Source organism: Phenylobacterium hankyongense (genome assembly GCF_003254505.1).
Lineage (GTDB): Bacteria > Pseudomonadota > Alphaproteobacteria > Caulobacterales > Caulobacteraceae > Phenylobacterium > Phenylobacterium hankyongense.
Genome location: NZ_QFYP01000001.1, coordinates 721,043 through 747,192 on the forward strand (window position 1 = coordinate 721,043; position 26,150 = coordinate 747,192).

The following is a 26,150-nucleotide window of genomic DNA, read 5'->3' on the forward strand; positions in this document are numbered from 1 at the left end:
GGCATGCCAGGGCGGTTCATCAATACGCCAAGAGGACGGGGCTCCGGCTCCGCAGAGAAATGCCCAAACTGAAGACCAAGTCAGGCGTGAAGAAGCGCTTCAAGATGACGGCGTCCGGAAAGCTGAAGGCCGGTGTGGCCGGCAAGCGCCACCGCCTCATCAGCCACAACGCCAAATACATCCGTCAGAACCGAGGCACGAAGGTGATGAGCGCGTCCGACGCCAAGCTCATCAAAGTCTTCATGCCGTACGGCCTTTAAGGGGAGCTCTGACAGATGGCACGCGTCAAACGGGGCGTCACCGCCCACGCCAAGCACAAGAAGGTCCTGGAGCAAGCCAAAGGCTTCTACGGGCGCCGGAAGAACACCATCCGCACGGCCAAGGCCGCGGTGGACAAGGCCGGCCAGTATTCCTATCGCGACCGTAAGGTCCGCAAGCGCAACTTCCGCGCCCTGTGGATCCAGCGCATCAACGCCGCGGCGCGCCTGGAAGGCATGACCTACTCGCAGTTTATCTTCGGCCTGGATCGGGCCGGGATCGAAATCGACCGCAAGGTCCTGTCGGACATCGCGGGCAACGACCCGGTCGGATTCAAGGCCATCGCAGACAAGGTTCGCGCCGCGCTGGCTTAGGCCGCTTAAGGGATTTCAGGATCCCGAAGCATTCCAAAGCCCTCCGGCCGAACCGCCGGAGGGCTTTTTGCTGCCCTCTTTCCGCGCCTCCCCCGGCGCGAAGACGACGGGGGAGGTGGATCGCCCGCCGAGGGCGAGACGGCGGGGGCGCAAAGCCACCAGTTCCGCGCCGCCGCCTTGCGCCCCCTCCACCACTTCGTGGTCCCCCTCCCCCCGTCCGGGTTCCCCTCGCCCCGAAGCCCCTCTAAGAACCGCAACGCCATGACCGACATTTCCCAACTCGAAGCCGACCTGACGGCGGCCGTCGCCGCCGCCCAGGACGTGGCCGCCCTGGAAGCCGTGCGCGTCGCCGCGCTGGGCAAATCCGGATCCATCTCCGAGCTCCTGAAGACCCTGGGCGCCATGAGCCCCGACGAGCGCCGCGAGCGCGGCCCCGCGATCAACGGCCTGCGCGACCGGATCGGCGGGGCGATCGCCTCCCGCAAGGCCGCGCTGGAGGCCGCCGAACTCGACGCCAAGCTGGCGTCGGAGCGCGTCGACCTCACCCTGCCGCCGCCGCCGGAACGCCGCGGCGCGGTGCACCCGACCATGCAGGTGCTCGACGAGATGATCGCCATCTTCGCCGAGATGGGCTTCGGCCTGGCGGAAGGCCCGGACATCGAGGACGACTTCCACAACTTCACGGCGCTGAACTTCCCGCCCAAGCACCCGGCGCGGGAGATGCACGACACCTTCTGGCTGCCGGAGGACGAGCGCGGCGAGCGCAAGGTGCTGCGCACTCACACCAGTCCCGTGCAGGTCCGCGTGATGCAGAAGCTCAACGAGAAGCTGCCGGCCTGGATCGCCAACGGCCAGGAGCCGCCGATCCGCGTCATCGTGCCGGGCCGCACCTACCGCTCCGACAGCGACGCCACCCACACCCCGATGTTCCACCAGATGGAAGGCCTGGTGATCGGCAAGGACATCCACATGGGTCACCTGAAGTGGACCGTGGACACCTTCATCAGCCGCTTCTTCGAGACCCCCAGCGTCGAGACCCGCTTCCGGCCGCACCACTTCCCGTTCACCGAGCCCAGCGCCGAGCTCGACGTGCGCTGCGACCGCTCCGGCGGCGACGTGAAGATCGGCCAGGGCGACGACTGGATGGAGGTGGTCGGCTGCGGGATGGTCCACCCCAACATCCTGCGCACCTGCGGCCTCGATCCCGACGTCTGGCAGGGCTTCGCCTTCGGCTTCGGCATCGACCGGCTGGGGATGCTGAAATACGGCATGCCCGACCTACGCGACATGTTCTCGGCCGACGTCCGCTGGCTGGAGCACTACGGCTTCTCGGCCTTCGCGGCGCCGAACCCCGCCACCGGCCTGAGCTGAGGAGAGCGTCATGAAATTCACCCTCTCCTGGCTGAAGGACCACCTCGACACCGGGGCCACGGTCGAGCAGGTCGTCGACGCCATGACCATGGCCGGGCTCGAGGTCGAGCACGTGGAGAACCCGGCGGCCAAGCTCGCCGCCTTCTCGGTGGCCAAGGTCGTCGAGGCCGTGCAGCACCCCAACGCCGACCGCCTGCGGGTCTGCCAGGTCGACACCGTCGACGGCCGCCTGGAGATCGTCTGCGGCGCGCCCAACGCGCGGCCGGGCCTGACCACCATCTACGCCCCGCTCGGCGCCTATGTGCCCGGCTCCGGCATCACCCTGGAGGCGCGGCCGGTCCGCGGCGTGGTCTCCAACGGCATGCTCTGCTCGGCCAAGGAGCTGGAGGTCGCCGAGGAGTCCGACGGCATCCTGGAGCTGCCGGACAGCCTCGCCGTCGGCACGCCGGCCGCCGAAGCCTTCGGCCTGGAGGCGGTGATCGACTTCGAGGTGACGCCGAACCGGCCCGACTGGCTGGGCGTGCGCGGCATCGCCCGCGACCTCGCCGCCGCCGGCCTGGGCACGCTGAAGCCCGACCCCCTCGCGGCGGTGAAGGGAAGCTTCCCGTGCCCGGTCGAGATCAAGGTCGACGGCGACGCCTGCCCGGTGTTCGCCGGCCGGCTGATCCGCGGCGTCCGGAACGGCCCCTCGCCGGCTTGGCTGCAGCAGCGGCTGATCAGCGTCGGCCTGCGGCCGATCAACGCCCTGGTCGACGTCACCAACCTACTTTCCTACGACCGCGCGCGGCCGCTGCACGTCTATGACCGGGGCCTGATGGTCGGCGACGTCATCGAAGCGCGGCTCGGCCGCGGGCCCTCGGAATCCACCCACAACGACAAGGCCTCGCCCGCCCCGCACCGGGACGAGCAGCTGATCGCGCTCGACGGCAAGACCTACGACATCACGCCGGAGATGTGCGTCATCGCCGACGCCAGCGGCGAGCGGCCGATCGGGCTGGGCGGCGTCATGGGCGGCGAGTCCACCAAGGTCAGCGAGGACACCACCGAGGTGTTCGTCGAGAGCGCCTGGTTCGACCCGATCCGCACCGCCCAGACCGGCCGGATCACCGGCATCACCTCCGACGCCCAGTACCGCTTCGCCCGCGGCGTCGACCCAGAATTCGTGGTCCCCGGCCTGGAACTGGCGACCCAGCTGATCCTCGAGCTCTGCGGCGGCGAGGCCTCGGAAATCCGCGTGGCCGGCCAGGCGCCCGCCTCCCCCGGCCCCATCGCCTTCGACCGCGGCTATGTGAAGAAGCTCACCGGCCTCACCGTCGACCGCGCGCGGATCGACGAGATCCTGCAGAAGCTCGGCTTCAAGCTAAACGGCGACATGGTCACGCCGCCCTCGTGGCGGCGCGACGTGGAAGGCAAGGCCGACCTGGTGGAGGAGGTGGCGCGGATCGAGGGCTACCAGTCCCTGCCCGCCGAGCCCCTGCCCGAGCTGCCGCGTCCGGTGGGCGGGGCGCTGACCGTACGCCAGACCCGCATGCGCAACGCCCGCCGGGCGCTGGCCGCCCGGGGCTACGCCGAGGCGATCACCTGGAGCTTCATGCGCCGGGAATGGGCCGAGCTGTTCGGCGGCGGCCAGCCGCAGCTGGTGCTGACCAATCCGATCGCCTCGGACCTGTCGACCATGCGTCCTTCGATGCTGCCGAACCTGATCGAGGCGGCGGCCCGCAACGCCCGCAAGGGCTTCGCCGACGCCGCCCTGTTCGAGGTCGGCCCGAACTTCCGCGGCGACCAGCCCGAGGATCAGGTCACGGCCGTGGCCGCCCTCGTCGCCCCGCGCCCGCCGCGCCGCTGGGATGGGGCCAAGAGCGACCCGCTGTTCGCGCTCAAGGCCGACCTCATGGCCCTGCTGGAGGAGCTGGGCGCGCCGGGCCTGCAGGTGGCGCAGGGCCAGGCCTCGGCCTGGTGGCATCCCGGCCGCTCGGCCCGGCTGCAGCTCGGCCCCAGGAACGTGGTCGCCGAGTTCGGGGAGCTGCACCCGCGGATCCTCAAGGCGCTCGACGCCCAGGGCCCGATGTACGCCTTCGAGCTCAACCTCGACGCCGTCCCGGAGCCGAAGCGCAAGGGCGCCAAGACCAAGCCGGCGCTGGAGCTTTCGGCCCTGATGCCGCTGACCCGCGACTTCGCCTTCGTGGTCGGCGCCGACACCCCGGCCGGCGAGCTGGTCCGCCCCATCCTCGGCGCCGACAAGGCGCTGATCGCCGACGCGCGGGTGTTCGACGTCTACCAGGGCCCCGGCGTGCCGGAGGGCTCCAAGTCGGTGGCCGTCGAGGTCACCGTCCAGCCGCGCGAGAAGACCCTCACCGACGCCGAGATCGAGGCGCTGTCGGGCCGCATCGTGGCGGCGGCCGAAAAGGCGGTCGGCGCGAAGCTGCGGAGCTGATCGCGCCTCCCTTGTCCCGAAGAGGACGGGGAGGAGAGGGGCGGCGCTAGGCCAGCTCTCCGGCCACCACCTGCTCGAGGCCGGCGAAAAAGCGCTGCCAGCCGTAGCTGGCGCCCTGGTAGTTCGCCTGCTGGTCGGGCCGGAAGCCGGACTGCTCCATGCGCACCCGCGTGCCGCCCTGCGCGGGCGTCAGCGTCCAGGTGACGACCGTCTTCAGGCCGTTGGCGGCTTCCTCGCCGGAGGAATTCCAGCTGTAGGCGAGCCGCGCATTCGGCTCGACGACCAGCACCTCGCAGTCGGTGACGCCGTTCCAGTGGGCCATCGCCGGCGCGCGGAAGTTGAACCGGTGGCCGACCACCGGCTCGAAGTCGTTGGCCATCAGCCAGGCCTCGATCAGCGGCCCCTGGGTCAGCGCCCGCCAGACCTTCTCCGGCGGATGCGGCAGGTCGCGCTCGACGACCACGGCGCGAAGGGTGGCGGTGTCAGTCACTGGTCCATCTCCTTAAGCAGCTGCTCGAGCCGGTCGAACCGTTCGGGCCAGAAGGCGGCGTAGTGCGCCAGCCAGTCGAACATCGGCGCGAGGCCCTCGGGCCGCGCGCGATAGAGCACCTGCCGGCCGGCGCGCTGTTCCAAAACCACGCCGGCATTGCGCAGGGCCTTCAGGTGCTGGGACACCGCCGGCTGCGACACCTGCGCGCCTTCGGTCAGGGCGCCGACGCTCAGCTCCCCGCCGCGCGCCAGGCGCTCGAAGATCGCCCGGCGGGTCGGATCGGCGAGGGTTCGGAACAGGTCGGCGGCGGCTTCGAGGTCCATCGCTCGATGCATAAGTCATGACTTATGAATGAGTCAAACCGTTGCGCCGGCCCGGCAACCGGCTACCTAAGCCGGATGACCTCGCCCGCATCGTCCCGTCCGATATCGCGCAAACCGGCCTTGGAACGCGCTCTTGAGCTCTGGCTGTTCCGCTCCCGCTGGCTGATGGCGCCCTTCTACGTGGGCCTGGCGGTGGCGCTGGCCTCACTGGTGATCGTGTTCTTCAACGAGGCGGTCCACGAGCTCGCCCAGGTCACCACCATGTCGCCGGAGCAGGCGATCCTGATGGTGCTGTCGCTGATCGACCTGTCGCTGGCCGGGAACCTGCTGCTGATCGTGATCTTCTCCGGCTACGAGAACTTCGTCTCCAAGATCGACACCGGCGACGACGAGGACCGGCCCGCCTGGATGGGCACGGTGGATTTCTCGGGCCTGAAGATGAAGCTGATCGCCTCCATCGTGGCGATCAGCGCCATCGCCCTGCTGCGCGCCTTCATGAAGCTCAACGAGGGCGAGGCGATCCCGGACCGCACGCTGGCCTGGATGGTCGGCATCCACCTCACCTTCGTGGTCTCCGGCGTGCTGCTGGCGGTCATGGACCTGCTGGCGAGCAAGACCGACAAGCACTGAACAATCGCTCCTCCCTTGCGAAGCGGGGAAGGTGGCGCGCCCCGCAGAGGGCGTGACGGAGGGGGCGGGCCGACGCAGCGGGCGAAGCCTGCGCCCCCTCCACCATGCCCTCTGCGGGGCATGGTCCCCCTCCCCCGTTTTACGGGGGAGGAGCAAAATCAGAACGGCAGGATGTTGCGCTTCCGGGTGTAGGCCAGGTAGCCGATGTTGGCGCCCAGCCGCAGGCCGACGCCGGCGCGGATCGGCGCCAGCGTGATGCCGTTCGCCTTCTGGTAGTTCACGCCCAGGCCACCGATGAAGTAGGCGGAGCCTTCGACGCCGGGGAAGCGCTGGTAGATGGCCTCCGGCACTTCCAGCTCATAGCAGAGGGTGAACACCCGGCTGGCGTTGCCGCCGAAGTCCCAGCCCACCGACGGGCCCTGCCAGTAGACCTCGATCGGCTCGCGGCCCTTCATGTAGAGCAGGCCGCGGCCGTAGCGGCCGCCGACCACGAAGGCGCCGGAGCCCTCCTCGCCGGCGATGTAGCCGGTGGGCCGGCCGTTCTGGGCGAAGATCTTCTCCACGGCGCCGCCGGCGGTTTCGGCCGTGACGCCCATGAAGTCGGAGACGTTGTTGACGATCTCGTCGCGCGAATAGGTCTGGGCCTTGGTCTGCGCGGGATAGTCGGGGGTCTGGCTGGGCGGCGGCAGGCCTTCCAGGGAGCGGGGCGGCGGCGTCGTTGGGGGCGTGGTCGGGGCCGGGGCGGCTGGCGGCAGCGGCTTGGCGGTCTGCGCCTGGGCCACGCCGGCGGCGCCGAGCGTCACCAGCCCGCTGACGATGAGGGTTCGACGGTCCATGGGCGTTTCTCTCTCCTTGAAGTCCGAACCAGCTCCCGCCCAGGGCCAGTCATTGCTTGGGGCAGTTTAATGCACGCTTAACTGTGTTGGCCGCGACCGGACGCCGCGCGTCTCGCGCGGGGGACAGAATGTGCTAGAGGCACGCGCCATGACGACCCCGCTCAGCCATATCCGCAACTTCTCCATTGTGGCCCACATCGACCACGGCAAGTCGACCCTGTCCGATCGCCTGATCCAGGAGACCGGCGCGCTGACCCAGCGCGAGATGACCGAGCAGGTGCTCGACAACATGGAGATCGAACGCGAGCGCGGCATCACCATCAAGGCCCAGACCGTGCGCCTGCACTACAAGGCCGACGACGGCGAGGAGTACGTCCTCAACCTGATGGACACCCCCGGGCACGTGGACTTCGCCTACGAGGTCTCCCGCAGCCTGGCGGCCTGCGAGGGCTCGATCCTGGTGGTGGACGCCAGCCAGGGCGTCGAGGCCCAGACCCTGGCCAACGTCTACCAGGCCATCGACAACAACCACGAGATCGTGCCGGTCCTGAACAAGGTCGACCTGCCGGCCGCCGAGCCCGACCGGGTGCGCCAGCAGATCGAGGACGTCATCGGCCTCGACGCCTCCGACGCGGTGCTGGCCTCGGCCAAGACCGGGCTCGGCATCCACGAGGTGCTGGAAGCCGTCGTGAAGCGCCTGCCGCCGCCCAAGGGCGACCGCGACGCGCCGCTGAAGGCGCTGCTGGTCGACGCCTGGTACGACCCCTACCTCGGCGTGGTGGTGCTGGTCAGGGTGATCGACGGCGTGCTGCGCTCCGGCCAACGCATCCGCATGATGCAGCAGGGCTCGACCCACCTCGTCGACCGCATCGGCTATTTCCGGCCCAAGCGCACGGAGATCGAGGAGCTGGGCCCCGGCGAGATCGGCTTCATCACCGCCCAGATCAAGGAAGTCGCCCAGGCCGCGGTCGGCGACACCATCACCGACGAGCGCAAGCCCGCCACGGAGGCCCTGCCCGGCTTCCGCGACGTGCAGCCGGTGGTGTTCTGCGGGCTGTTCCCGGTCGACGCCGCCGAGTTCGAGGACCTGCGCGCCGCCATCGGCCGCCTGCGCCTGAACGACGCCTCCTTCACCTACGAGATGGAGACCAGCGCCGCGCTGGGCTTCGGCTTCCGCTGCGGGTTCCTGGGCCTGCTCCACCTGGAGATCATCCAGGAGCGGCTGAGCCGCGAGTTCGACCTCGACCTGATCGCGACCGCCCCCAGCGTCGTCTACAAGATCAAGCTCACCGACGGCTCGGAGATGGAGCTGCACAATCCGGCCGACCTGCCGGACCCGGTGAAGATCGCCTCGATCTCCGAGCCGTGGATCAAGGCCACCATCCTGACGCCGGACGAGTACCTCGGCTCGGTGATCAAGCTCTGCCAGGACCGCCGCGGCTCGCAGCGCGAGCTGTCCTATGTCGGCTCCCGCGCGCTGGTGGTCTACGACCTGCCGCTGAACGAGGTGGTGTTCGACTTCTACGACCGGCTGAAGTCGATCTCGAAGGGCTACGCCTCCTTCGACTACCAGATCGAGGAGTACCGCGACGGCGACCTGGTGAAGATGTCGATCCTGGTCAACGCCGAGCCGGTGGACGCGCTTTCCATGCTGGTCCACCGCGACCGCGCCGAGGCCCGCGGCCGCGGCATGGTTGAGAAGATGAAGGACCTGATCAGCCCGCACATGTTCCAGATCCCGATCCAGGCGGCGATCGGCGGGCGGATCATCGCGCGCGAGACGGTCCGCGCGCTGCGCAAGGACGTCACCGCCAAGTGCTACGGCGGCGACATGAGCCGCAAGCGCAAGCTGCTCGACAAGCAGAAGGCCGGCAAGAAGCGCATGCGCCAGTTCGGCAAGGTGGAGATCCCGCAGGAAGCCTTCATCGCCGCCCTGAAGATGGACGCCGACTAGAGCGCGCGGGCGGGGCCGCTCAGAGCTGGTTGAACTCGCCGCAGCGGCATTTCACGACCAGGTCCGACAGCACGGCGCGGTCCTTGGCGGTGAAGATCAGGTCGTCGCAAGCCCCGCAGACGAAGCGGATGGAGTCGGCGTCCTGCGGCGCGGCGGTGGGCGGAACGACGGTGCGGCGTCCCACGAACAGGCCGGGAAAGGTGCGCATGGGGACCGACAGCATCTACGGAACTCCTCGATCAGCCGCCGACGGACCCGACGGCGCTTCGCATCTGCAAACCCTTGTCGCGCATATTTGTTGCGGCGCAATGGCAGAGATGTGTGAATAGCGCTCTTTCCCTTATCCGGTAAGGGAATTGCACTGCACCACGGCGTCAGCGCGCGGAGGGCGGCACGCGCCGCCAGAGCACCACCACATAGGCGAACACCGCCAGGTAGGCGGCGGCGAACGCCCAGATCGGCAGCGGCCAGTAGATGACGCCGTTCACCCATCGCATGATCAGCGGCGGCTCGGCCCGGGCGCCCGCCAGCCGGTCCTGCCACAGCGTCAGGAAGCAGGCGCGGCCAAGCACGGCCTGCAGCGCCACCACCGCCATCGACGCCAGGTGCAGCGCCCGCCACCAGCGGACCCGCACCCAGGCCCAGCCCCGCCACGCCCCCAGCGGAATCGCGGCCAGCCCGAAGACGTTGAAGGCGATGACGGCCAGGTGGATCGCAAGCACCGTCTGGGCGAGGACCGGACTCATCGGGCGAGCTTAGGCGTCCTTTTCCCCGCGGTGGAGGAGGGACATGCGCAGCCGATGAGCAACCGACTTCAGGCTCTCGCCCAAATCCTGCCGCAAGCTTGACTATCAAGCAGTCGCCCGGCATCGGGCATCTGCGACAAAGGGGAAGCCATGCGCAAACTGATCGTCTTCGCCGCCGCCGCTGCGGCGCTCTGGGTTTCGGGCTGCAACACCGTCTCCGGCCTCGGCCGCGACATGCAGGCGGCGGGTCAGGCGGTCACCGGCACGGCCGAGGACGTCAAGCGCTAGAGTATCGGAGCGCGGGCTGCGGGGCGCGGGTTCGGAAGCCTGAACGGCAACCCGAATCCGAGCCCGACGCCCGGCCCAAAACGGGTCGCCCGGTCCCGAAAAAATCGCTTTTTGGCTGCGACCTAAGCGCCGCAGCCCTTACGCTTTCAGGGCCGAAGGCGCATATGGCGCGCATGGCTGAAATCGCTCATCCGCTGCTTCCGTCCGTCTTCCGCGGTCTGAAGGGCCGTTGCCCTGCCTGCGGCGAGGGCAAGCTGTTCTGGAAATACCTCAAGGTCTCCGCCCGCTGCGAAAAGTGCGACCACGACCTGGCGCGCTATCCCGCCGACGACGGTCCGGCCTACCTGACCATCCTGGTGGTCGGCCACCTGATCGTGGCCCCGCTGCTGTTCTTCCCGATCGTCTGGCAGTCCTCGCCGGCCTATTCGCTGCCGCTGATCCTGATCCCGCTGGCTCTGATCACCCTGGCGCTGCTGCCGCGCATCAAGGGCGGCTGGATCGGGCTGATGTATGCGCTCGGCGTGAAGGACACCGACGCCCACCTCCACACCGCCGACGCCGCCGACTAGGCGCCGTGCGCCCGCGCGCGCTCCGGAACCTGTGCTGTACCCCGCCCGTTTGGCCCGGCGGAGTGGGGGCACGGCTGAAGGAGAGAGACGCCCATGGGCTTAGGCACCATACTTATCATCATCCTGATCCTGTTGTTGATCGGGGCGCTTCCGAGCTGGGGCTACAGCCGCAGCTGGGGCTATTTCCCGAGCGGCGGCCTGGGCCTGGTGCTGGTGATCATCATCATCCTGGTCCTGATGGGCCGAATATAGGCCCGAGGCCTCTGGCCTGAACGCACAAATCACCTAGCATCCCCCCGGTTCGCGCCGGGGGGATGCATGGCTGTTTCAGACGCTGAGGTCGGGACGCTGGCGGGCGGCGCGACGCCGATGTCGGCCTTCGCCCGCATCAAGGCCATCCTCGGCGGCTCGGCCGGCAACCTCGTCGAGTGGTACGACTGGTTCGCCTACACCTCGACCAGCCTGTATTTCGCCAAGCACTTCTTCCCGCACGGCGACAAGGTCGACCAGCAGCTGCAGACCGCCGCCATCTTCGCGGCCGGGTTCATCGCCCGGCCCCTGGGCGCCTGGCTGATGGGCGTCTACGCCGACCGGGCGGGGCGGCGCGCCGCGCTCACCCTCTCGGTGGCGCTGATGAGCCTGGGCTCCTTCGCCATCGCCATCCTGCCCACCTATGCCCAGATCGGGGTCGCCGCGCAGTTCCTGCTGCTGGCGGCGCGGCTGGTGCAGGGCCTGTCGCTGGGCGGCGAATACGGGGCCAGCGCCACCTACATGGCCGAGATGGCCGGGCGCGAGCGCCGGGGCTTCTGGTCGTCGTTCCAGTACGTGACCCTGATCGGCGGCCAGCTCACCGCCCTGCTGGTGCTGGTGGTCGTGCAGCACCTGCTGTCGAAGGCGGCGCTGGAGGCCTGGGGCTGGCGCATCCCGTTCGCCATCGGCGGCCTCCTGGCCATCGTGGTGTTCTGGATCCGCACCGGTCTCGACGAGACCCGCGCCTACCTGAACGCCGCCAAGGAGACCCCGCGCCGCGGCCAGACCATGAGCCTGCTGCGGGAACATCCGCGGGAGACCGCGGCGATCCTGACGCTCACGGCGGCCGGGTCGCTCTCCTTCTACGCCTACACCACCTACATGCAGAAGTTCCTGGTCAACACCTCGGGCTTCGACAAGGACACCGCCACGGCGATCATGGCCGGGGTGCTTGTCGCCTACATGCTGATCCAGCCGCTGGTCGGCTGGGCCTCGGACCACGTGGGCCGCAAGACCACCATGGCGGTCGGGCTGGGAGCCGGGGCCCTGGCCACCTATCCGGTGATGAGCGCCATCGCCGGCGCCCACTCGGCGGGCCTGGCCTTCGGGCTGATTCTGCTGCTGGTCGCCTGCCATTCCGGCTATTCGGCGGTGAACGCCGCGGTGAAGGCCGAGCTCTTCCCGGCGCACGTCCGCGCCCTCGGCGTCGCCCTGCCCTACGCGATCGCCAACGCCGTCTTCGGGGGCACGGCGGAATATGTCGCCGGCTGGCTGAAGAAGCTTCACGTGGAGAGCGGATTCTACCTCTATGTGGCGGTGGTGATGACGGTGGCGGCCGTGGTCGCCGTCCGGCTGCGCAACACCAATGTCACCAGCCTGATCGCCGAGGACTGAGACGTGCGCATCCCCCTGCAGCCGATGGACGTCGCCGCCTTGGCCTTCTTCGCGCTGTGCTGGCTGTTCTACGAGCCGCTGCTGAAGGCCCTGGGCAAGCGGCGGGGCGGCGGCCTGATCAACACCGACCTGACCGTCATCCGCACCGCCTGGATGCGCAACATGGTCGGCCGCGAGAACCGGTTCATGGACGGCCAGCTGCTGGGCCAAGCGCTGAACTCGTCCTCCTTCTTCGCCTCGTCCAACCTGATCCTGATCGCCGCCATCGCCAGCGCCATGTTCGGCGGCGAGCGGACCTTCCGCTCGGCCTCCAGCCTGGTGGTGATCCAGACGTCCTCGCGGCTGTTGTTCGAGGCGCAGCTGTCGCTGGTGCTGATCACCCTGGCCCGCGGCCTGCTCGACCTGATCTGGGCGATCCGGCAGATGAACTACACCATCGCCGCCATCGGCGCCGTCCCGGTGCGGGTGGAGGACGAGAAGCGCCACGTGTTCGGCGACATCGTCGCGCGGCTGCTGAACCCGGCGCTGTCCTCGTTCAACGCCGGCGTGCGGGCCTATTATTTCGCCCTGGCGGCGGCGGCCTGGCTGTTCGGCCCCCTCGCCTTCATAGCGGCCACGGCGGGGGCCGTGAGCCTGCTCGTGTGGCGTCAGCGGCGATCGCCGGCGGCCGGAGCCATCGCCGACCTGCGCCGGCTTCTGGCCGACACCTAGGCCAGCCCCAGCTCGCGTTTCTGGATGCGGGTGAGCTTGGCGGCGACGAGCGCGTGCGACGTCGCCAGCCAATCCGACACCTCCGCCGCGTCCACCTCGCCGAGTTCCACCGCGACCCAGTGGCCGCGGGCCAGATACGGCGCCTGCCGACCGGGGCCGCCCTCGGTCAGCGCCATGAAGCCGATCTCGGTCACCTTGAACGACAGGCCCCCGCCGAGGCCGCAGATGGCGAACACCTTGCCGCCGACCTTATAGACGTCCGACCCGCCCCACTGGACGATCCGCGTAACGGCAGGCAGAGCCAGGGCGGCGGCGTTCACGTCGTCCCGGGTCATCCGGCCTCGCGACCGCTCTAGGCCTGGACGCCGACGCCGATCGGGCAGGTCACGCCGGTGCCGCCGATCCCGCAGTAGCCGTTGGGGTTCTTCGCCAGGTACTGCTGGTGGTAGTCCTCGGCGAAATAGAATGGGCCGGCCGGCTCGATCTCGGTGGTCACCTTGCCATAGCCCTGCGCGCCGAGCGCGGCCTGGTAGGCCTCCTTCGACGCCTCGGCGGCCCGCGCCTGAGCGTCGTTGATCGGATAGACGCCCGAGCGGTACTGGGTGCCGACGTCATTGCCCTGGCGCATGCCCTGGGTGGGGTCATGGCCCTCCCAGAAGGTCTTCAGCAGGTCGGTGTAGGTGATCGCCTTGGGGTCATAGACCACCAGCACCGCCTCGGTATGGCCGGTCTGCCCGCTGCAGACCTCCTCGTAGGTCGGGTTCGGCGTCAGGCCGTCCACGTAGCCGACCGCGGTCACATAGACCCCGGGCAGGTTCCAGAAGATCCGCTCCACGCCCCAGAAGCAGCCCATGGCGAACACCGCGGTCTCGTAGCCCTCCGGATAGGGGCCCTTCAGCGGATGGCCGTTGACGAAGTGGGTCTCGGCGGTGGGGATCGGATGCTGGCGGCCGCGCAATGCGGTCTCGGGTGTCGGCAGCTCGAGGGACTTCTTGCCGAAAAGCATGGTGCGGGCCTCCTTGCGCTGGCCCCGGAAGATAGGCGCTCGCCGGCGCGATTGCACGTTCGCGGGCGCCCCGAATGGCCGACGCGGCCAACCGCCGCTTGCCGGGACAGGGTCGCTCAGTATATTCCCCGCCTTCCGCTGGGGGTCCGCCTCCTGTGGCGCGTGGTGAGGTGGCCGAGTGGCTGAAGGCGCACGCTTGGAAAGCGTGTTTACGGGAAACCGTAACGAGGGTTCGAATCCCTCTCTCACCGCCACTCTTCCTTCAGCTGGATCCTTGGGATCGAGACGCTCGGAACGGCGCGCGCGGGTTCAGCCCGTGCGGACTGCGCTCGTACGTCAGGGCTCCAGGCGCGCCAGCGGATCGCCGGGCTCGGCGAGCAGGCGTGAGGCGTAGGGCGCCAGGTCGGTCGCCCCGCGCCCGGCCGGCTTTCCGCGGCTGTTGAACAGGTTGGTGACCGAGCTCCCGTCCGGCCGGGCGGACCGCTGGACGATCACGCCGTCGCGGTGGTGGGTGGCCATCTCGGGGAACTCGCAGGCCAGGCGCGGTTCGCGCAGCAGGGCGGCGAGCAGCTCGGCGCGGTCCGGGCGCAGCTCGTCGAGCTTGTCGCTGGTCATCAGCACCCCGCCGGCCAGGCCCGCGAACAGCGCCAGCGACCGGACCTGCTCGTCGCTGAGTTCGTGGAAACGATCGCGCAGCAGGACGCAGTCGGGGTCGGCCTGCCAGAGGATGCCGGAGGCGTGGTTGCGGGTGACCTGGTCGCGCAGCAGGCTCTCGGCGGAATAGTCGCCCCGCCAGCTCACGCCGACGTCGCGGCCGATACGCATGGCGTCCACCAGCCCCACGGAAGCCCACAGCGGGCAGCCGCAGCCGAGCCACAGCGCGTCGCCGATCTCCTCGCGGATCAGCTCGGCCATCCGTCGCCAGATGGCGATGCGGGACAGCCCCTCCTCGCGCCAGACCGCGCGGTCGGGCCCGTACTCCGCGCCGAACAACATGAAGTCGGTCTTGAAGTAGCCGCAGCCCCAGCTCCGCCAGGTCCGGAAGACGGTGCGGATATAGGCCTCGGCGTCCGGATGGGTGATGTCGAGCGGGTAGTATTCCTCGCTGCGCTTGTGCCAGCGGAACTCGCCATAGAACTTCATGTGCGCCAGCGGCTCGCCGCCGGCGCGTTCGCGGACCACCCAGTCGGGGTGCTCGCGGAACAGGCGGCTGCGGTTGCCGACCATGAACGGCGCGATCCAGAGGCCCGGGACGAAGCCGGCCTGGGCGATATCCCGCACCAGCGGCGCCATTCCGCGCGGGAACTGCGGCTTGACGTCCAGCCAGTCGCCCATCTCCGGCGTGAAGCCGTCGTCGATCAGGAACACGTCGAGCGGAACCTGATGCCGGTCGCGGAACGCCGCGGCGGCGGCCAGGTGCTCGAGGATCGAGGGCTCGTCGATGGCGGCGTAGAGGTTGTACCAGGAGCACCAGCCGGTCAGCCGGCGCTCCAGGCGGCGCGGCGACAGGGGCGAGGCGGCGGCCACGGCGCGGGACCAGTCGCGCAAGCCGCCCTCCACTTCGTCGTGTCCGAACAGCAGCAGCGGCTCGGCGGCCAGCCGGCCCTGGTGCGGGACGCGGTCCCAGAGGGTCTCGACGTCGAGGCTGAACCGGGCCGGATCGGCGGAGAAGCGCAGGCGGCTCTGGAAGTGCTCGTGGCGGGTGAAGCCCAGCACCACCGCGCCGGCGCCGTCGCGCGGCAGCAGGGCGGTGAAGGCGAACCCCAGGCGCGGGGACCGCGCGGGGTTGTCGTCCGCCGCCGGCTCGCCGGGCGCAGCGAAATAGCTGCCGTCCCAGCTCTGGTAGCCGTTGCGCAGGTAGCGCTCGACGCCCTCCACCGCCAGGAACCGCACGCCGAGGCTGTCGACCGGGTGATCCGGCGACAGGCCGGCCAGCGTCACCGTCAGCTCCAGGCCGTGGGCGCCGGGCGCGATCCCCAGGGTCATGCGCGCGCCGCCGAAGGCTCCGGCCAGCCGCCAGGCGATCTGCCCCTCGGTCACGGTCCGCGAGGCCACCGGCGGCGAGGCCCCGTCGATCAGCGGCTCAATCCCGCCGAGCGTCAGGCCCCGGCCGTGGAAGGCCGCGCGGGCGGCGTCAAACTCCATCGGAGAGCCGGATCTCACGGCGTTCGTCGGCGGACTGGCGGGCGGCGAGCGCCAGGCGCAGGCTCGCCTCGCCCTCGGCGAGCGGGACCATGGGCGGACGGCCCTCGCGGATGGCGGCGGCCAGGTCGGCCAGCTGGGCGACGAACGGATCGGTCACGCCCGCCACGTTCTCGTCGGCGACGTCCGGCGCGGTGCGGGTGAGCACGGCGTTGTTCCAGTCCTCGAACCGGCCGGTGTGGCGTTCGGCCACCAGCCGCCATTCCTTCTGCCAGCGGCCGGGGATGGCGGCGTTGCTGGCGTTGAGGTTGGCGATGCGCCCGTCGTCCCAACCAAACACGATCGCCGACACGTCTTCGACGTCGTAGCCGGGCGTGTCGTGGTGGAAGAGGTTGGCGGCGCGCGCGTAGACGGTGTCCGGCTCGCCCATGAACAGGCGCACCAGGTCGATCAGGTGGATCACCTGCTCCAGCATCTGGCCGCCGGAGCGGGCCCGCTCGCGCCACCAGGGCGCATGCAGGGCGTTGCAGTGGTAGCTGCCGGCGAACAGGCCGACGGGACCGGTCTCGCCCGTCGCCTCCAGCGCGCGCCAGCGGGCGACCGCATCGCCGAACCGGTACATGAAGCCCACCGCCGCGCGGACGTTCGCGGCCTCCACCGCCTCGACCATGCGCCGCGCCGTGGGCAGGTCGAGGGCGATGGGCTTCTCCACCAGCAGGTGGACGCCGCGGGAAGCGGCCAGCTCCGCCTCGCCGGTGCGGGCGTAGGGCGGCGTGGCGACGATCAGCAGGTCGAGCGTCGACTCGTCCAGCATGCGGACGACGTCGGTGTAGGGCGTCCCGCCGTGCTGGCGGGCGAAGGCGGCGGTCCGCTCCGGATCGCGCCCGCAACAGGCGACGACCTCCAGCTCGTCGGGCCGTTTCGCCGCCGCGCCGAGATGGCGTGCGCCGATCCCGCCGCACCCCAGGAGCCCCAAACGCAACCGGCTCATTCCGCGAACTCCAGCACCGCCTGCAACAGGCCCGGCTCACCCTTGTCGAGGCGCTCGAACAGGGCCGGCGCGGCCTCGAAGGCGGCCGTGTGGGTGATCAGCGGGGTCAGCGACAGCACGCCCTCGTGCTGCAGTTCCACGGCGGTCCGCCAGAGCCGGGGCTTGGACCAGCGGTAGCTGGCCTCCGGGGCGACGCCGGAGATCTGCGAGCAGACCAGCTGGACGCGGTTGTGGTGGAACTCCTCGCCGAGCCGCAGCCCCGGGACCTCGCCCTGGAAGAAGCCCATGGCCACCACCCGCGCGGAATAGGCCACCGCCCGGATCGCCTCGGCGAGCGCGGGGGGCGCGCCCGACACCTCGATGCAGACGTCGGCGCCGCGCCCCTGCGTGGCGGCCTTGATGGCCTCGGCGGCGCTGCCTGCCGTCGGGTCCAGGGCCTCGGCCGCGCCGTGCGCCAGGGCGATGGCGCGGCGATGCGGATCGGGATCGACGGCGATCACCCGCGCGCCCGACGCCCGCGCCGCCTGGACCACGATCTGGCCCGGCACGCCGAGGCCGAACACCGCCACCACGTCGCCGATGCGGATCTGGGCGTCGTGCACCCCGTTCAGCGCCACCGCGCCGATATGGGAGAAGACGCCGATGCGGGGATCGGCGCCTTCGGGCATCCGCCGGTCGCGCGCATAGTCCGCGGTCGCCAGGTGGTGGGTCCGGTGGCCCCAGGTCCCGAAGATCCGGTCGCCGACCGCCAGGTCGTCGACGCCGGCGCCCACCTCGACGATCTCCCCCACCTCCTCGTAGCCGAGGTTGCGCACGGGATATGGCCAGCTGGGCGCCTCGGCGGCCAGGAACAGGCGGGAGGGCTCGTCGAACCGCCGGTGCATGAAGGGATTGGTGCCGCGGAACTGGGAGAGCTCGGTGCCGGCGCTCACTCCCGAGAACAGGGTGCGGACGCGCACTTCGCCGGGGCCCGGCGGCGCGACCTCAAGAGGGTCGAAGGCCAGCTCGCGCGGCGCTTTCAGGAACAGGGCGGAGGGGGACTGGGTCATGCGGCGGCGGCCAGTTCAGCGTTGACGATGGAGCGACGGGTCAGGCCGCGGGTGGCGAGCAGCAGGATCACCGCCAGCAGGTAGAGGCCCGAGGCCGAGGTCATGGCCGCGGCCATGCCCAGCACCTCCCCCATCCGGGCCACGAACAGCGGCGCGAGCCCCGCGCCCACGAACCCGGTCATGGTCATCAGCCCGACGGCGGTGGCGCGGGCCTGCGGCGGCACCACGTCGTGCATGGCGGCATAGATGCAGCCGTCGAACAGCCCCTTGCCGGCGCTGGAGGCCAGCAGCACCAGGCCCACCATCATGGCGGAGTTGGCGACCAGCAGCGGCAGCAGCAGCACCGCCGCCAGCGCCAGTCCGATGGCCAGGGTGTAGAACCGCCCGATCCGGCTGCGCGCGGCGAGCGTGTCCGCCAGGATCCCGCCCAGCGGCACGAAGACGAAGCCGGCGATGTTGATGGTCGCCGAGCCCCAGAGCGCCGACTGCGCGAGGTTGATGCCCAGCAGGTCGTGGACGAAGGTCGGGGCCCACACCGTCACCCCGTTCGAGGCGGCGTTGGCCAGGAAGAACACCCCGCACAGCACCAGCGCCGGGCGGATGGCGAGCACGGTCCGCAGCGGCTTGACCTCGGTGACGTGGGCCTGCTGCGCCTGCCGGCTCGGCGAGTCGCGCAGGAACCGCCACAGCAGCAGCGCCACCACGAACCCGGCGGCGGCGAAGATCAGGAACGGCGCGCGCCAGCCCATCCGGTCGGCGATCATGCCGGCCGCCAGCGAGCCCAGGCCGGCGCCGGCGAAGACGCCGGTCTGGTGGATCGACAGCGCCCGGCCGCGGGTGCGGTTCGGGTGCCAGTCGCTGATCAGCGCGGTGGCGCTCGGATAGTAGGTGGCCTCCCCGACCGACACGAGGGCGCGTACGCCGATCAGCATGGCGAAGCCGGTGGAGAACGACACCAGCCCGGTCGCCAGGCTCCAGAAGATGATGCCGCCGAGGATCACCTGGCTTCGCGGGACCCGGTCGCCCAGCAGGCTGGTGAGGAAGGCCGCCCCGGCATAGACCCAGAAGAACACCGAGGTGACCAGGGCCAGGCCCGTGGGGGTGAGATGGAACTCGTCGCGGATCTGCGGCATCACCGCGACGAGGATCGAGCGGTCCGCGGAATTCAGCAGCGCGCAGAGCCAGAGCAGGCCGATGACGATCCACGGGTAGGCCGCCGAATACGCGCGGACGGACGGCGACGTGGTGGCGGTCATGCTGCGTCCTGTGGTTTGCGGCCGCCGGCGGGCGGCGATCGGCGGGTGGGGTAGGCCTTGACCGTCCGGGTGGCGGCGACGCCCTTGGAGGGATCGTCGTCCACATATTTGACCGCGGTGATCCGTTCGGGCGCTCGGCCCTCCTCGACCCAGCGCTCCAAGGCCAGGCGGACGTCGTGCCGGGCGTCGGGCCGCAGCGCCGGGGCGACCGGGGCCTGGCCGAAGGCGTTCGGCTCGAGCCCGCCCTGGCAGTGGAGCATGCCGCCGATCACGAACAGGCGCGCGAAATCCTGCCGGCCCAGCCGCTGGTAGTAATCGATCACTGCGCGCGGCGAGATCACCGGATCGGCCCCGCCGACATAGATCACCAGCTTTCCGCCGCGCCTCCGGAAGCGGCCAAGGTCGGTGTTGGTGGCGTCGAGCACCGGGGAGAGCTTGCGGGCGCGCGCGAGGTCCTCGGGCGTCAGGTCCTCGACCCGCCAGTCCGGCCGGCCGAGCACGACGGCGCCGAAGAACTGTTCGGCGAAGGTGAGCTGCGACTGGGCCTGGCGGTCCGGGTTGACGATCCACTGGTCCCACCCGCCGGGGACGGCCGCGGTCGTCGCGCTGAAGTCGCGCAGGATCAGCCGCAGCGCCCGCATCTGGGCCGCCGTGAGGCAGGCGTCGGTCTCCGGCCCCGCGCAGCCCAGCCGCTCCGGATCGAAGGCGCAGCCGCCGCCGTCGTGACACGCCGCCGTCGCCGCCTTCTGGATCGCCGGCAGCTTGGCCGCCGGGATCATGGCGCCCGGCGTGCTGCGGAGCGCATGCTGGATCCTGGCGAAGCTGGACAGCTGGTCGGTCCAGCGCAGCGCCGGCGATCCAGCCAGGATCCCGTCCCAGTCCTCCGGATAGCGCTGCGCCGCCATCAGCGCCTGGCGCCCGCCGTTGGAGCAGCCGATGAAATAGCTGTGGCGGGGGGTGGCGCCATAGAAGGCCGCCACCAGCGCCTTGGCGGCGACCGCGGAGACCTTCAGCGAGCGGTAGCCGTAGTCGATCACCCTTTCCGACGCCCCCAGGGCCCAGCGGGCGTCGAAGCCGTCGGCGCCCTTGTGGCCGGTGTCGGTGACCGCCACCGCGTTGCCGCGGCGCACCTCGGCGGCCATGCCGGCGTCGGGAAAGGTCCCGGCGAACCCGCCGGTCCCCAGCTGCACATAGCGCCCGGTCCAGCCCTTCAGCGGCAGCCAGACCTCGGCGCCGATCCGCGAGGCCGCGGTCGGCCGCGATTCCAACACCACGCGACAGAAGGCCGGCGCGTCCGCCCGGCCGGTCACGGCCGCCGCGGAGAGCACCTGGGCGCCGCTCACCGCCCGCTGGGCCAGCGCCGTACAGTCCGCCGGCGCCGCCCCCCCGGCCATGACGGCCGCCAGGAGCGCACCGGCGATCACCATCAGGCGCTCTTCGCCCAGGCGAACTCGAAGGCGCCGTGGGTGGGATCGACGCCGGCCAGCATCATGCCCTGGCCGCGGGAGCCGTGCTTCTCCACCAGCGGCCGATCGGCCGGGTCGCGCATCTGCACCAGGATGGTCGTGCGCGCCTCCTGCGAGCGGTTCACGCCTGAGCCGTGCACCAGCAGGTAGGACATGAAGATCGCGTCGCCCGCCTTGGCCGGCAGCGGCAGCGCCGCCTCGAGCGGGAACTGCGGCAGGTGGTGGTCCTCGCCGACCGGCTCCAGCGGGCCGAGCTTGTGGCTCCCCGGCGCCACGCGCAGGCATCCCTTGTCGTCCGGCGCGTCGTCGAAATGGATGATCGCCGCAATCATCGAATTCCCCTCGTGCGGAAAGTACGGATAGTCCTGGTGCATGGGGAAGGGCGAGCCCTTCTCCGGCGGCTTGATGAACATCTTGGTGTGGTGGAGCTGCACGTTGGGGCCGATGAGGCTCGTCGCCACCCCGGTCAGCCGTTCGTCCACCAGCAACCGCGTGAAGGCCGCCGACTGGAACTGCACGTCGTGGCAGTGGGTGAGCCGCATGCCCTGGTCGCGCACGCTGGCCCAGGTGGCGTCGTTCTCGCCGATCCGCTCGACCAGGCTGTGGCACTCGGCGCGGTAGGCCGCGGCCTCCTGCGGCGTCAGCAGGCCGCGGATGTGGATATAGCCGTTCTCCTGGTAGAAACTCCGCTGCTCGTCGGTCAGGCCGTTGGCGGTCATCGCTCGCTCCATCGTCGCTTTCCCGGCCAGAATAAGCCGGGCATGCTGAGCAGCAATTGGAGATCAGGTCCATTATTGGTATAAATTCAACCATGGACGCCCACCTGCCCTGGCCCGCCACCACGCCGCCGCGCCTGAAGCTCGCCAGCCAGTTTCCGCTCGCCGACAAGGGCTTCGGCACGCGCTACCTCGGTCCCACCCACGCCCTGCACCTGCACGGCTACGCGGGCCGGATGCAGCTCGGCGCGGCCGAGTTCGAGCTGCAGCCGGGCGACCTGACGCTCAGTCCGGCCGGGGTGGCCAGCGCCTATGACCTGCCGGAACCGGGCCGCCACTGGTGCGTGCATTTCCATCCGGCGGAAGGCGCCGCGCCCACGGTCGCCCTGCCGCTGCACCTGCGGCTCGGCCCGGCCGCCGCCTACGTGGCCGAGCGGCTCTCGGCGATCAGCCGCCTGCAGGCCCGCGCCCCGGATGTCCTGGCGCAGGCCTCGGCCGCGGTGTCCTTCCAGGAGCTTCTGCTCTGGTGCGCGGCCCGCGCGCAGGACGAGGGCGATCCCGCCGACGCCGTGGCCGACCGGGTGAGCGCCATCGTCGACGCCCGCTTCGCCGAGCCCCTCACGGCCGCGCGGCTGGCGCGCGAGGTGGGACGTTCGCAGCATTACGTGGCGCGGGCGTTCCGGCGCCGCTTCGGGATGACCGTGCCCAGCTACAGCCTGCGCCGGCGCATGGCGCACGCGCACTACCTGCTGGAGTCGACCGAGCTCCCCGTGGGCGTGGTCGCCCAGCGGGTCGGCATCGACGATCCGCACTATTTCAACAAGCTGGTCCGCCGCTTCCTGGGCGACAGCCCGACGGTCCTGCGGCGACGCGCCGCCGCGAAATCCTGGTAGACGGAGAACCGATAGCCCATGCACGCCCTCGAAGCCGCCAGCCTCGCCGTGCTCGGACTCCTGCTGATCGTCCCGCCCGCGGCCGCGGCGCCGCCGCCGCGTGACGGCCTGTGCAACGCGCTCGCCTATGGCGCTCGCGGCGACGGCAAGACCTTGGACACCCGCGCCATCCAGAAGGCCGTCGACGTCTGTGCCGGCCACGGGGGCGGCGTGGTGGTGCTGCCGCAGGGCGTGTTTCTGAGCGGGACCATCGTGCTGCGCGACCGCATCACGTTGCGCATCATGCCGGGCGCCGTCCTGGCGGCCAGCCCGCGCATCGAGGACTTCCGCCCCTTCCCGCCCGAGGACGTGGCGAAGATCGCCATCGATGGCTCGACGCAGAACAAGGGCAACGGCCCCTACCACCTGATCCATGTCGAGGGCGCGCACGACGTGGCGATCGACGGCGGGGGCGAGATCCGCGGCAATGGCGCGGCCTACTGGGATCGGGCGGCCGACGGCGCCCTGGTCTCGCGCCGGCCCCGGCCGACGCCGCTGATCGAGACGGTGGCCTCGCGGGGGGTCCGCATCGAGAATGTGACCATCACCGGCGCCGCGGGCTGGACCGTCCATCCCCTGGAGTCCGACGGCGTCGTCATCCGCGACGTGCGGATCTTCAACGATCCGCTGGGCCCAAACACCGACGGGATCGACATCGACTCCAGCCGCAACGTCATCGTCTCCGACGTGCATGTGGAGGCCGGCGACGACTGCGTGGTGCTGAAGACCACCGGCCGTCGCGGCGGCAAGGTCGCGGCGACCGAGAACGTGCTGGTGAGCAACCTGGTCTGCTCCTCCGACGACCAGGGCTTCAAGATCGGCACCGAGAGCCTGGGGGATTTCCGCAACATCACCCTCAACGGCGCGACCATCTTCCAGGCGCCCGGTTTCTACCGGCCACCGACCACGGGGATCGCCATGTCCATGGTCGACGGGGCGAGCTTCGAGAACGTGATCGTCTCCAATGTGGTGATCCGCGACGCCCACACCCCGCTGTTCTTGCGGCTGGGCAACCGCGGCCGCGGCCAGCCGGTCCCGGTCGCCGGCCGATTGAGGCACGTGATCTTCTCCAACATTGTCGCCACCGGCGGCGACCTCGCGTCCTCGATCACCGGGCTGCGCGACCATCCGGTGGAGGACGTGACCCTCAGCGACATCAGCATCACGATGAAGGGCGGGGAGCGGTCGGCACCGGCCGGTCCGCCGCCGCCGGAGGCCGACGGCGCTTATCCCCACGCTCCGATGTTCGGTCCGCTGCCGGCGCATGGTCTCTACGTCCGTCACGTCCGCGGCCTCACCCTGCGGAACGTCCGGCTGATGACCGAAGAGCCGGACGCGCGGCCGTCCCTGGTGACGGAGGACGTGGAGCGCGCCGACAATCCCACGCGGTGAGCCTCGGTTCTAAGGCGCGCGGTGCGGAGCGCCGGATACAGCGGTTCGCAGGCCCCGGCCGCCGCACCGGCCGGGGTGGACGGGAGGTCCGCTAGAACTTGTACGACAGCTGCACCGTCACCCGGCGCGGGAGCACGGTCCGGCCCACGAAAAAGGCCTGGCCGGCGTTCTGCAAGGTGCCCAGGCGGGGCGAGCCTTCGGTGACGGCCTGGCTGTCGAAGAGATTGTAGACGCTCAGTCCGGCGCGCAGCTTGTCGCCCCCGCGGACGGTCAACGTGTAGCCGAGGTCCAGCCTGACGACGTGGAAGGCCGGCAACTCGATGTTGTTGAGGTCGGAGGTGAAGGTGCGCCCGGTATAGGTGTCGAACAGCGCCGCATCGATGCCGTCCTTGTTGTAGTAGAACCCGGCGTTCGCCATCCAGTCCGGCTGCCGGACCAGGGTGTTGCCGACGCAGTTCGTGCAGGCCGCGATGGGCGTGTACCGGGTGTAGCGGTCGTGCTCGTAGGTGACGTTGCCCTCGAAGGTCAGGCCCTCGACGATCCGCAGCCTCACGTCGCCTTCGACGCCGTAGGAGCGCGTGGCGACCTGGTTGACCAGTTCGAGGAGGCCGCCGCCGGCCGGGTTGTTGAGCAGCTGAACGTTCTGGCGGTCGGTCAGCGTCGAATAGAAGGCCGACATCGACCCTGAGATCGGGCCGCTGGCGTATTTGAACCCGCCCTCGACCTGCTTGATGATTTCCGGACGATAGGTCTGCACGCCGGCCGCGCTGATCTGGACGGTGTTGAGCTGCGGCATGAAGTAGCCGCGCGAGGCGTTGACGAAGACGCTCAGGTTGTCGCTGACGCGGTAGAGCGCGCTGGCGGCCAGGGCCCAGGCGGTGGTGCTGACCGAGCCGTCGAGGAACTGGCCGTTGCCCCACTGGACCGTCGAGAGCAGCGGCGAAAGGCCCGGCGTGGTGTCGGTGACGAAGGCCCTCGACCCCTCTCGCCGCACCCGCCCGTCCAAGGTCTCGACCCGGCCGCCGACATCGAGCTCCCACTTGCCGACCGAGACCTGGTCGGCGCCGTAGACCGCGTAGCGTTTCGCCTCGGCCCAGTTGTTGGTGTACTGCAGCCCCGCCCGCAGCAGGCCGTTGCGCGACACGATGGTCTGCACGCCGGTGGCGGTGTTGGTGACCGTCGCGTTGATCAGTTGCGGCGCGTTGGCGAAGTCGCCCAGGAACGCATAGCCGTAGTTGATGTCGCTCGCCTCCGTGCGCGCGGCGAAGGCGCCCAGCGTCAGGTGGTGGTCCCAACCGCCGGCCTGGATCTCCTTGGTCAGGTTCAGCTCGCCGGAGGCGGTGTTCAGCGGCCGAATGCGGTCGATGACCCGATCCGCCCAGAGAAGGTTGCCGGCCGGCACCGGCTGGCCGCTGTTGGCGTAGGTGAACACCGCGGTGTTGGCGGCGGGGTTGTAGCCGTAGGCCTGCAGGAAGCCGGCCTGCGTGGTCGGCAGGTTCTGGACGTTGTCGCCGCCGGCGAAGAGCGCGAAGGAGGTCTTGTAGCTGCCGACGTTGCCGCGGCCGTTCACGCCCCAGCCGTCGCCGAAGTCCTTCTTGAACTCGATGCCGACCTGGCCGCCCTTGCTCGCCGCGCCGTCGCCCACCTTGGTGCGGTATACGCCGTCGGGGGTGAGGTAGGAGATGCCCTCCAGCGCCGACGTCATGGTGGTGTAGATCGTCTTGCCGTCGTTGCCGGTCGGCCGCTTGTGCGTGTCGCCCGTCAGCGGGTAGTCGGCGAAGAACTGCACCTTGTCGTCGATGTATTGCCCGAAGATCGTGACGTAGCCGCCGTCGAACTCCTTCTTGATGTTGCCGCGGACCTGGTAGCCGTCCGTGGGCATGCCGGACTTCAGCGGGCCCTCGTCGTAACGGTAGAAGCCGGAGAAGGCGTAGTAGAGCCCCGCGTCGGCGTTGAGCGGCCCGTTGGCGGCGAAGTCGGTGCGGATGCGGCCCAGTTCGCCCAGCTCGAGCTTCGCCTGGCCGTGGGTCTCAGCGGTTCCGGTCCGGTCGATGTAGTTGATCAGGCCGCCGACCGAGCCGCCGCCGAACAGGTTCGACACGCCGCCGTGCACGAACTCCAGGCGCTCGACCCCCAGGTCCGACCGGTAATAAACGTCCGGCGCGGAGGAGTTGAGACCGATGCTCCCGATCACCGGGATGCCGTTGAACTCCAGCGGGGTGAATTGGTACTGCCCGCCGGACGGCAGGCCGGCCACGAAGACGTTGGCGGCCACTTCGCCGCCGCCGCCCTCGGCCTTCAGCATGGGGATGGTGGTCAGGATGTCGGCGGCGCTGTTGGCCTGAAGCCGTTCGAGCCGGTCCGAGCCGATGCTGGTCGCCTGCATCGGCGTGGTGAGCGCCGTGCGCGCCGCGCTGGTGCCGGTGACGATGAGGGTTTCGACCGTCGTTTCGCCGGGCGGCGGGGGCGCCGACGGCGGCGGGGCGGCCTGAGCCGCCGCCGCGTTCGCGGTCAACAGAGCCGCCGCGGCGATGGCCACGGTCGCTACGCTTCCAAAGAGCCTGGATCTGCC

The 26,150-nt window shown here is 70.2% G+C and carries 27 protein-coding genes and 1 tRNA gene; 14 read left to right on the plus strand and 14 right to left on the minus strand.

Annotation, left to right across the window (positions count from 1 at the left end; genetic code table 11):
- Positions 1-59 precede the first annotated feature (59 nt).
- The 4 genes from rpmI (at position 60) to pheT (ending at position 4,437) form a co-directional block, all read left to right on the plus strand.
- Positions 60-260 carry a 50S ribosomal protein L35 gene (gene rpmI / locus DJ021_RS03445; RefSeq protein WP_111456214.1) on the plus strand — a complete coding sequence of 67 codons (201 nt, stop codon included), beginning with the start codon at positions 60-62 and terminating at the stop codon, positions 258-260.
- Positions 261-275: 15 nt separating this feature from the next.
- Positions 276-632: a 50S ribosomal protein L20 gene (gene rplT / locus DJ021_RS03450; protein WP_111456215.1), complete on the plus strand. Its 357-nt coding sequence runs from the start codon at positions 276-278 to the stop codon at positions 630-632.
- A gap of 261 nt (positions 633-893) precedes the next feature.
- Complete coding sequence (gene pheS, locus DJ021_RS03455) at positions 894-2,003, plus strand: phenylalanine--tRNA ligase subunit alpha (protein WP_111456216.1); 1,110 nt, start codon at positions 894-896, stop codon at positions 2,001-2,003.
- Between the two features lie 10 nt (positions 2,004-2,013).
- Positions 2,014-4,437, plus strand: a complete 2,424-nt coding sequence (gene pheT, locus DJ021_RS03460; RefSeq protein WP_111456217.1) for a phenylalanine--tRNA ligase subunit beta — start codon at positions 2,014-2,016, stop codon at positions 4,435-4,437.
- Between the two features lie 46 nt (positions 4,438-4,483).
- Here pheT and DJ021_RS03465 read toward each other — a convergent pair whose 3' ends face one another.
- Both DJ021_RS03465 and DJ021_RS03470 read right to left on the minus strand, forming a co-directional pair.
- The gene (locus tag DJ021_RS03465; protein WP_111456218.1) at positions 4,484-4,927 is read right to left on the minus strand and encodes an SRPBCC family protein; all 444 of its coding nucleotides are present in this window, start codon (positions 4,925-4,927) and stop codon (positions 4,484-4,486) included.
- Positions 4,924-5,262: an ArsR/SmtB family transcription factor gene (locus DJ021_RS03470; RefSeq protein ID WP_165837097.1), complete on the minus strand. Its 339-nt coding sequence runs from the start codon at positions 5,260-5,262 to the stop codon at positions 4,924-4,926. The genes DJ021_RS03465 and DJ021_RS03470 overlap by 4 nt, the downstream gene beginning before the upstream one ends.
- A gap of 63 nt (positions 5,263-5,325) precedes the next feature.
- Here DJ021_RS03470 and DJ021_RS03475 point away from each other — a divergent pair, with 63 nt between their 5' ends.
- Positions 5,326-5,880: a TIGR00645 family protein gene (locus DJ021_RS03475; RefSeq protein ID WP_111456220.1), complete on the plus strand. Its 555-nt coding sequence runs from the start codon at positions 5,326-5,328 to the stop codon at positions 5,878-5,880.
- 158 nt (positions 5,881-6,038) lie between these two features.
- Here the strand turns inward: DJ021_RS03475 and DJ021_RS03480 are convergent, their stop codons facing one another.
- The gene (locus tag DJ021_RS03480; RefSeq protein ID WP_111456221.1) at positions 6,039-6,716 is read right to left on the minus strand and encodes a DUF1134 domain-containing protein; all 678 of its coding nucleotides are present in this window, start codon (positions 6,714-6,716) and stop codon (positions 6,039-6,041) included.
- A gap of 148 nt (positions 6,717-6,864) precedes the next feature.
- On the opposite strand from DJ021_RS03480, the gene lepA reads away from it, so the two are divergent.
- A complete protein-coding gene (gene lepA, locus DJ021_RS03485) occupies positions 6,865-8,670 on the plus strand; it encodes a translation elongation factor 4 (protein ID WP_111456222.1) in 1,806 nt (601 codons plus the stop codon).
- Positions 8,671-8,689: 19 nt separating this feature from the next.
- Here the strand turns inward: lepA and DJ021_RS03490 are convergent, their stop codons facing one another.
- Both DJ021_RS03490 and DJ021_RS03495 read right to left on the minus strand, forming a co-directional pair.
- Positions 8,690-8,893, minus strand: coding sequence for a hypothetical protein (locus DJ021_RS03490; protein WP_111456223.1), 204 nt, complete (start codon positions 8,891-8,893; stop codon positions 8,690-8,692).
- A gap of 151 nt (positions 8,894-9,044) precedes the next feature.
- Positions 9,045-9,416, minus strand: coding sequence for a DUF2784 domain-containing protein (locus DJ021_RS03495; protein ID WP_111456224.1), 372 nt, complete (start codon positions 9,414-9,416; stop codon positions 9,045-9,047).
- Positions 9,417-9,566: 150 nt separating this feature from the next.
- On the opposite strand from DJ021_RS03495, the gene DJ021_RS03500 reads away from it, so the two are divergent.
- The 5 genes from DJ021_RS03500 to DJ021_RS03520 all read left to right on the plus strand — a co-directional run bounded on the left by DJ021_RS03500 (position 9,567) and on the right by DJ021_RS03520 (position 12,628).
- Positions 9,567-9,704 carry an entericidin A/B family lipoprotein gene (locus DJ021_RS03500; protein ID WP_111456225.1) on the plus strand — a complete coding sequence of 46 codons (138 nt, stop codon included), beginning with the start codon at positions 9,567-9,569 and terminating at the stop codon, positions 9,702-9,704.
- Between the two features lie 173 nt (positions 9,705-9,877).
- Positions 9,878-10,273 carry a DUF983 domain-containing protein gene (locus DJ021_RS03505; protein ID WP_341538129.1) on the plus strand — a complete coding sequence of 132 codons (396 nt, stop codon included), beginning with the start codon at positions 9,878-9,880 and terminating at the stop codon, positions 10,271-10,273.
- Between the two features lie 93 nt (positions 10,274-10,366).
- Positions 10,367-10,525 (plus strand): DUF3309 family protein, encoded by a 159-nt coding sequence (locus DJ021_RS03510; RefSeq protein WP_111456227.1) that lies wholly within the window; start codon positions 10,367-10,369, stop codon positions 10,523-10,525.
- A 66-nt stretch (positions 10,526-10,591) separates the two neighbouring features.
- Entirely contained in the window at positions 10,592-11,917 is a 1,326-nt protein-coding gene (locus tag DJ021_RS03515; protein ID WP_279386481.1) for an MFS transporter, read from the plus strand.
- 3 nt (positions 11,918-11,920) lie between these two features.
- Complete coding sequence (locus DJ021_RS03520; RefSeq protein WP_243625893.1) at positions 11,921-12,628, plus strand: DUF599 domain-containing protein; 708 nt, start codon at positions 11,921-11,923, stop codon at positions 12,626-12,628.
- Here DJ021_RS03520 and DJ021_RS03525 read toward each other — a convergent pair.
- Both DJ021_RS03525 and msrA read right to left on the minus strand, forming a co-directional pair.
- Positions 12,625-12,963, minus strand: coding sequence for an MmcQ/YjbR family DNA-binding protein (locus DJ021_RS03525; RefSeq protein ID WP_111456229.1), 339 nt, complete (start codon positions 12,961-12,963; stop codon positions 12,625-12,627). The two genes, DJ021_RS03520 and DJ021_RS03525, sit on opposite strands and share 4 nt — an antisense overlap.
- Before the next feature lie 17 nt (positions 12,964-12,980).
- Entirely contained in the window at positions 12,981-13,634 is a 654-nt protein-coding gene (gene msrA, locus DJ021_RS03530) for a peptide-methionine (S)-S-oxide reductase MsrA (RefSeq protein WP_111456230.1), read from the minus strand.
- Between the two features lie 164 nt (positions 13,635-13,798).
- Here msrA and DJ021_RS03535 point away from each other — a divergent pair.
- Positions 13,799-13,888 (plus strand) — tRNA-Ser (locus tag DJ021_RS03535).
- Between the two features lie 82 nt (positions 13,889-13,970).
- Here the strand turns inward: DJ021_RS03535 and DJ021_RS03540 are convergent.
- The 6 genes from DJ021_RS03540 to DJ021_RS03565 are packed head-to-tail and all read right to left on the minus strand — an operon-like array spanning position 13,971 to position 21,257.
- Positions 13,971-15,779: a glycoside hydrolase family 36 protein gene (locus DJ021_RS03540; protein ID WP_111456231.1), complete on the minus strand. Its 1,809-nt coding sequence runs from the start codon at positions 15,777-15,779 to the stop codon at positions 13,971-13,973.
- Entirely contained in the window at positions 15,769-16,767 is a 999-nt protein-coding gene (locus DJ021_RS03545) for a Gfo/Idh/MocA family protein (RefSeq protein ID WP_111456232.1), read from the minus strand. The genes DJ021_RS03540 and DJ021_RS03545 overlap by 11 nt, the downstream gene beginning before the upstream one ends.
- Positions 16,764-17,816: a zinc-binding dehydrogenase gene (locus tag DJ021_RS03550; RefSeq protein WP_111456233.1), complete on the minus strand. Its 1,053-nt coding sequence runs from the start codon at positions 17,814-17,816 to the stop codon at positions 16,764-16,766. Before DJ021_RS03550 ends, DJ021_RS03545 begins: the two co-directional genes overlap by 4 nt.
- Positions 17,813-19,072, minus strand: coding sequence for an MFS transporter (locus tag DJ021_RS03555; RefSeq protein WP_111456234.1), 1,260 nt, complete (start codon positions 19,070-19,072; stop codon positions 17,813-17,815). The genes DJ021_RS03550 and DJ021_RS03555 overlap by 4 nt, the downstream gene beginning before the upstream one ends.
- Entirely contained in the window at positions 19,069-20,499 is a 1,431-nt protein-coding gene (locus tag DJ021_RS03560; RefSeq protein ID WP_111456235.1) for a tannase/feruloyl esterase family alpha/beta hydrolase, read from the minus strand. Before DJ021_RS03560 ends, DJ021_RS03555 begins: the two co-directional genes overlap by 4 nt.
- Positions 20,499-21,257 carry a phytanoyl-CoA dioxygenase family protein gene (locus DJ021_RS03565; protein ID WP_111456236.1) on the minus strand — a complete coding sequence of 253 codons (759 nt, stop codon included), beginning with the start codon at positions 21,255-21,257 and terminating at the stop codon, positions 20,499-20,501. Before DJ021_RS03565 ends, DJ021_RS03560 begins: the two co-directional genes overlap by 1 nt.
- 92 nt (positions 21,258-21,349) lie before the next feature.
- Here DJ021_RS03565 and DJ021_RS03570 point away from each other — a divergent pair, with 92 nt between their 5' ends.
- Positions 21,350-22,147, plus strand: a complete 798-nt coding sequence (locus DJ021_RS03570; protein WP_111456237.1) for a helix-turn-helix transcriptional regulator — start codon at positions 21,350-21,352, stop codon at positions 22,145-22,147.
- 18 nt (positions 22,148-22,165) lie between these two features.
- Entirely contained in the window at positions 22,166-23,578 is a 1,413-nt protein-coding gene (locus tag DJ021_RS03575) for a glycoside hydrolase family 28 protein (RefSeq protein ID WP_111456238.1), read from the plus strand.
- A 91-nt stretch (positions 23,579-23,669) separates the two neighbouring features.
- Here DJ021_RS03575 and DJ021_RS03580 read toward each other — a convergent pair whose 3' ends face one another.
- Positions 23,670-26,093, minus strand: coding sequence for a TonB-dependent receptor (locus tag DJ021_RS03580; RefSeq protein WP_165837098.1), 2,424 nt, complete (start codon positions 26,091-26,093; stop codon positions 23,670-23,672).
- Positions 26,094-26,150: the final 57 nt, after the last annotated feature.

What these genes read in the sequence shown, in the direction of transcription:
- DJ021_RS03570 (WP_111456237.1), top strand. Translation starts at nt 21,350, where the DNA reads ATGGACGCCCACCTGCCCTGGCCCGCCACCACGCCGCCGCGCCTGAAG.
- pheT (WP_111456217.1), top strand. Translation starts at nt 2,014, where the DNA reads ATGAAATTCACCCTCTCCTGGCTGAAGGACCACCTCGACACCGGGGCC.
- DJ021_RS03505 (WP_341538129.1), top strand. Translation starts at nt 9,878, where the DNA reads ATGGCTGAAATCGCTCATCCGCTGCTTCCGTCCGTCTTCCGCGGTCTG.
- DJ021_RS03490 (WP_111456223.1), bottom strand. Translation starts at nt 8,893, where the DNA reads ATGCTGTCGGTCCCCATGCGCACCTTTCCCGGCCTGTTCGTGGGACGC.
- DJ021_RS03470 (WP_165837097.1), bottom strand. Translation starts at nt 5,262, where the DNA reads ATGCATCGAGCGATGGACCTCGAAGCCGCCGCCGACCTGTTCCGAACC.
- DJ021_RS03555 (WP_111456234.1), bottom strand. Translation starts at nt 19,072, where the DNA reads ATGACCGCCACCACGTCGCCGTCCGTCCGCGCGTATTCGGCGGCCTAC.
- DJ021_RS03540 (WP_111456231.1), bottom strand. Translation starts at nt 15,779, where the DNA reads ATGGAGTTTGACGCCGCCCGCGCGGCCTTCCACGGCCGGGGCCTGACG.
- DJ021_RS03525 (WP_111456229.1), bottom strand. Translation starts at nt 12,963, where the DNA reads ATGACCCGGGACGACGTGAACGCCGCCGCCCTGGCTCTGCCTGCCGTT.
- DJ021_RS03545 (WP_111456232.1), bottom strand. Translation starts at nt 16,767, where the DNA reads ATGAGCCGGTTGCGTTTGGGGCTCCTGGGGTGCGGCGGGATCGGCGCA.
- lepA (WP_111456222.1), top strand. Translation starts at nt 6,865, where the DNA reads ATGACGACCCCGCTCAGCCATATCCGCAACTTCTCCATTGTGGCCCAC.
- rpmI (WP_111456214.1), top strand. Translation starts at nt 60, where the DNA reads ATGCCCAAACTGAAGACCAAGTCAGGCGTGAAGAAGCGCTTCAAGATG.
- msrA (WP_111456230.1), bottom strand. Translation starts at nt 13,634, where the DNA reads ATGCTTTTCGGCAAGAAGTCCCTCGAGCTGCCGACACCCGAGACCGCA.
- DJ021_RS03475 (WP_111456220.1), top strand. Translation starts at nt 5,326, where the DNA reads ATGACCTCGCCCGCATCGTCCCGTCCGATATCGCGCAAACCGGCCTTG.
- DJ021_RS03565 (WP_111456236.1), bottom strand. Translation starts at nt 21,257, where the DNA reads ATGACCGCCAACGGCCTGACCGACGAGCAGCGGAGTTTCTACCAGGAG.
- DJ021_RS03480 (WP_111456221.1), bottom strand. Translation starts at nt 6,716, where the DNA reads ATGGACCGTCGAACCCTCATCGTCAGCGGGCTGGTGACGCTCGGCGCC.
- DJ021_RS03550 (WP_111456233.1), bottom strand. Translation starts at nt 17,816, where the DNA reads ATGACCCAGTCCCCCTCCGCCCTGTTCCTGAAAGCGCCGCGCGAGCTG.
- DJ021_RS03575 (WP_111456238.1), top strand. Translation starts at nt 22,166, where the DNA reads ATGCACGCCCTCGAAGCCGCCAGCCTCGCCGTGCTCGGACTCCTGCTG.
- rplT (WP_111456215.1), top strand. Translation starts at nt 276, where the DNA reads ATGGCACGCGTCAAACGGGGCGTCACCGCCCACGCCAAGCACAAGAAG.
- DJ021_RS03510 (WP_111456227.1), top strand. Translation starts at nt 10,367, where the DNA reads ATGGGCTTAGGCACCATACTTATCATCATCCTGATCCTGTTGTTGATC.
- DJ021_RS03500 (WP_111456225.1), top strand. Translation starts at nt 9,567, where the DNA reads ATGCGCAAACTGATCGTCTTCGCCGCCGCCGCTGCGGCGCTCTGGGTT.
- DJ021_RS03560 (WP_111456235.1), bottom strand. Translation starts at nt 20,499, where the DNA reads ATGGTGATCGCCGGTGCGCTCCTGGCGGCCGTCATGGCCGGGGGGGCG.
- DJ021_RS03515 (WP_279386481.1), top strand. Translation starts at nt 10,592, where the DNA reads ATGGCTGTTTCAGACGCTGAGGTCGGGACGCTGGCGGGCGGCGCGACG.
- DJ021_RS03495 (WP_111456224.1), bottom strand. Translation starts at nt 9,416, where the DNA reads ATGAGTCCGGTCCTCGCCCAGACGGTGCTTGCGATCCACCTGGCCGTC.
- pheS (WP_111456216.1), top strand. Translation starts at nt 894, where the DNA reads ATGACCGACATTTCCCAACTCGAAGCCGACCTGACGGCGGCCGTCGCC.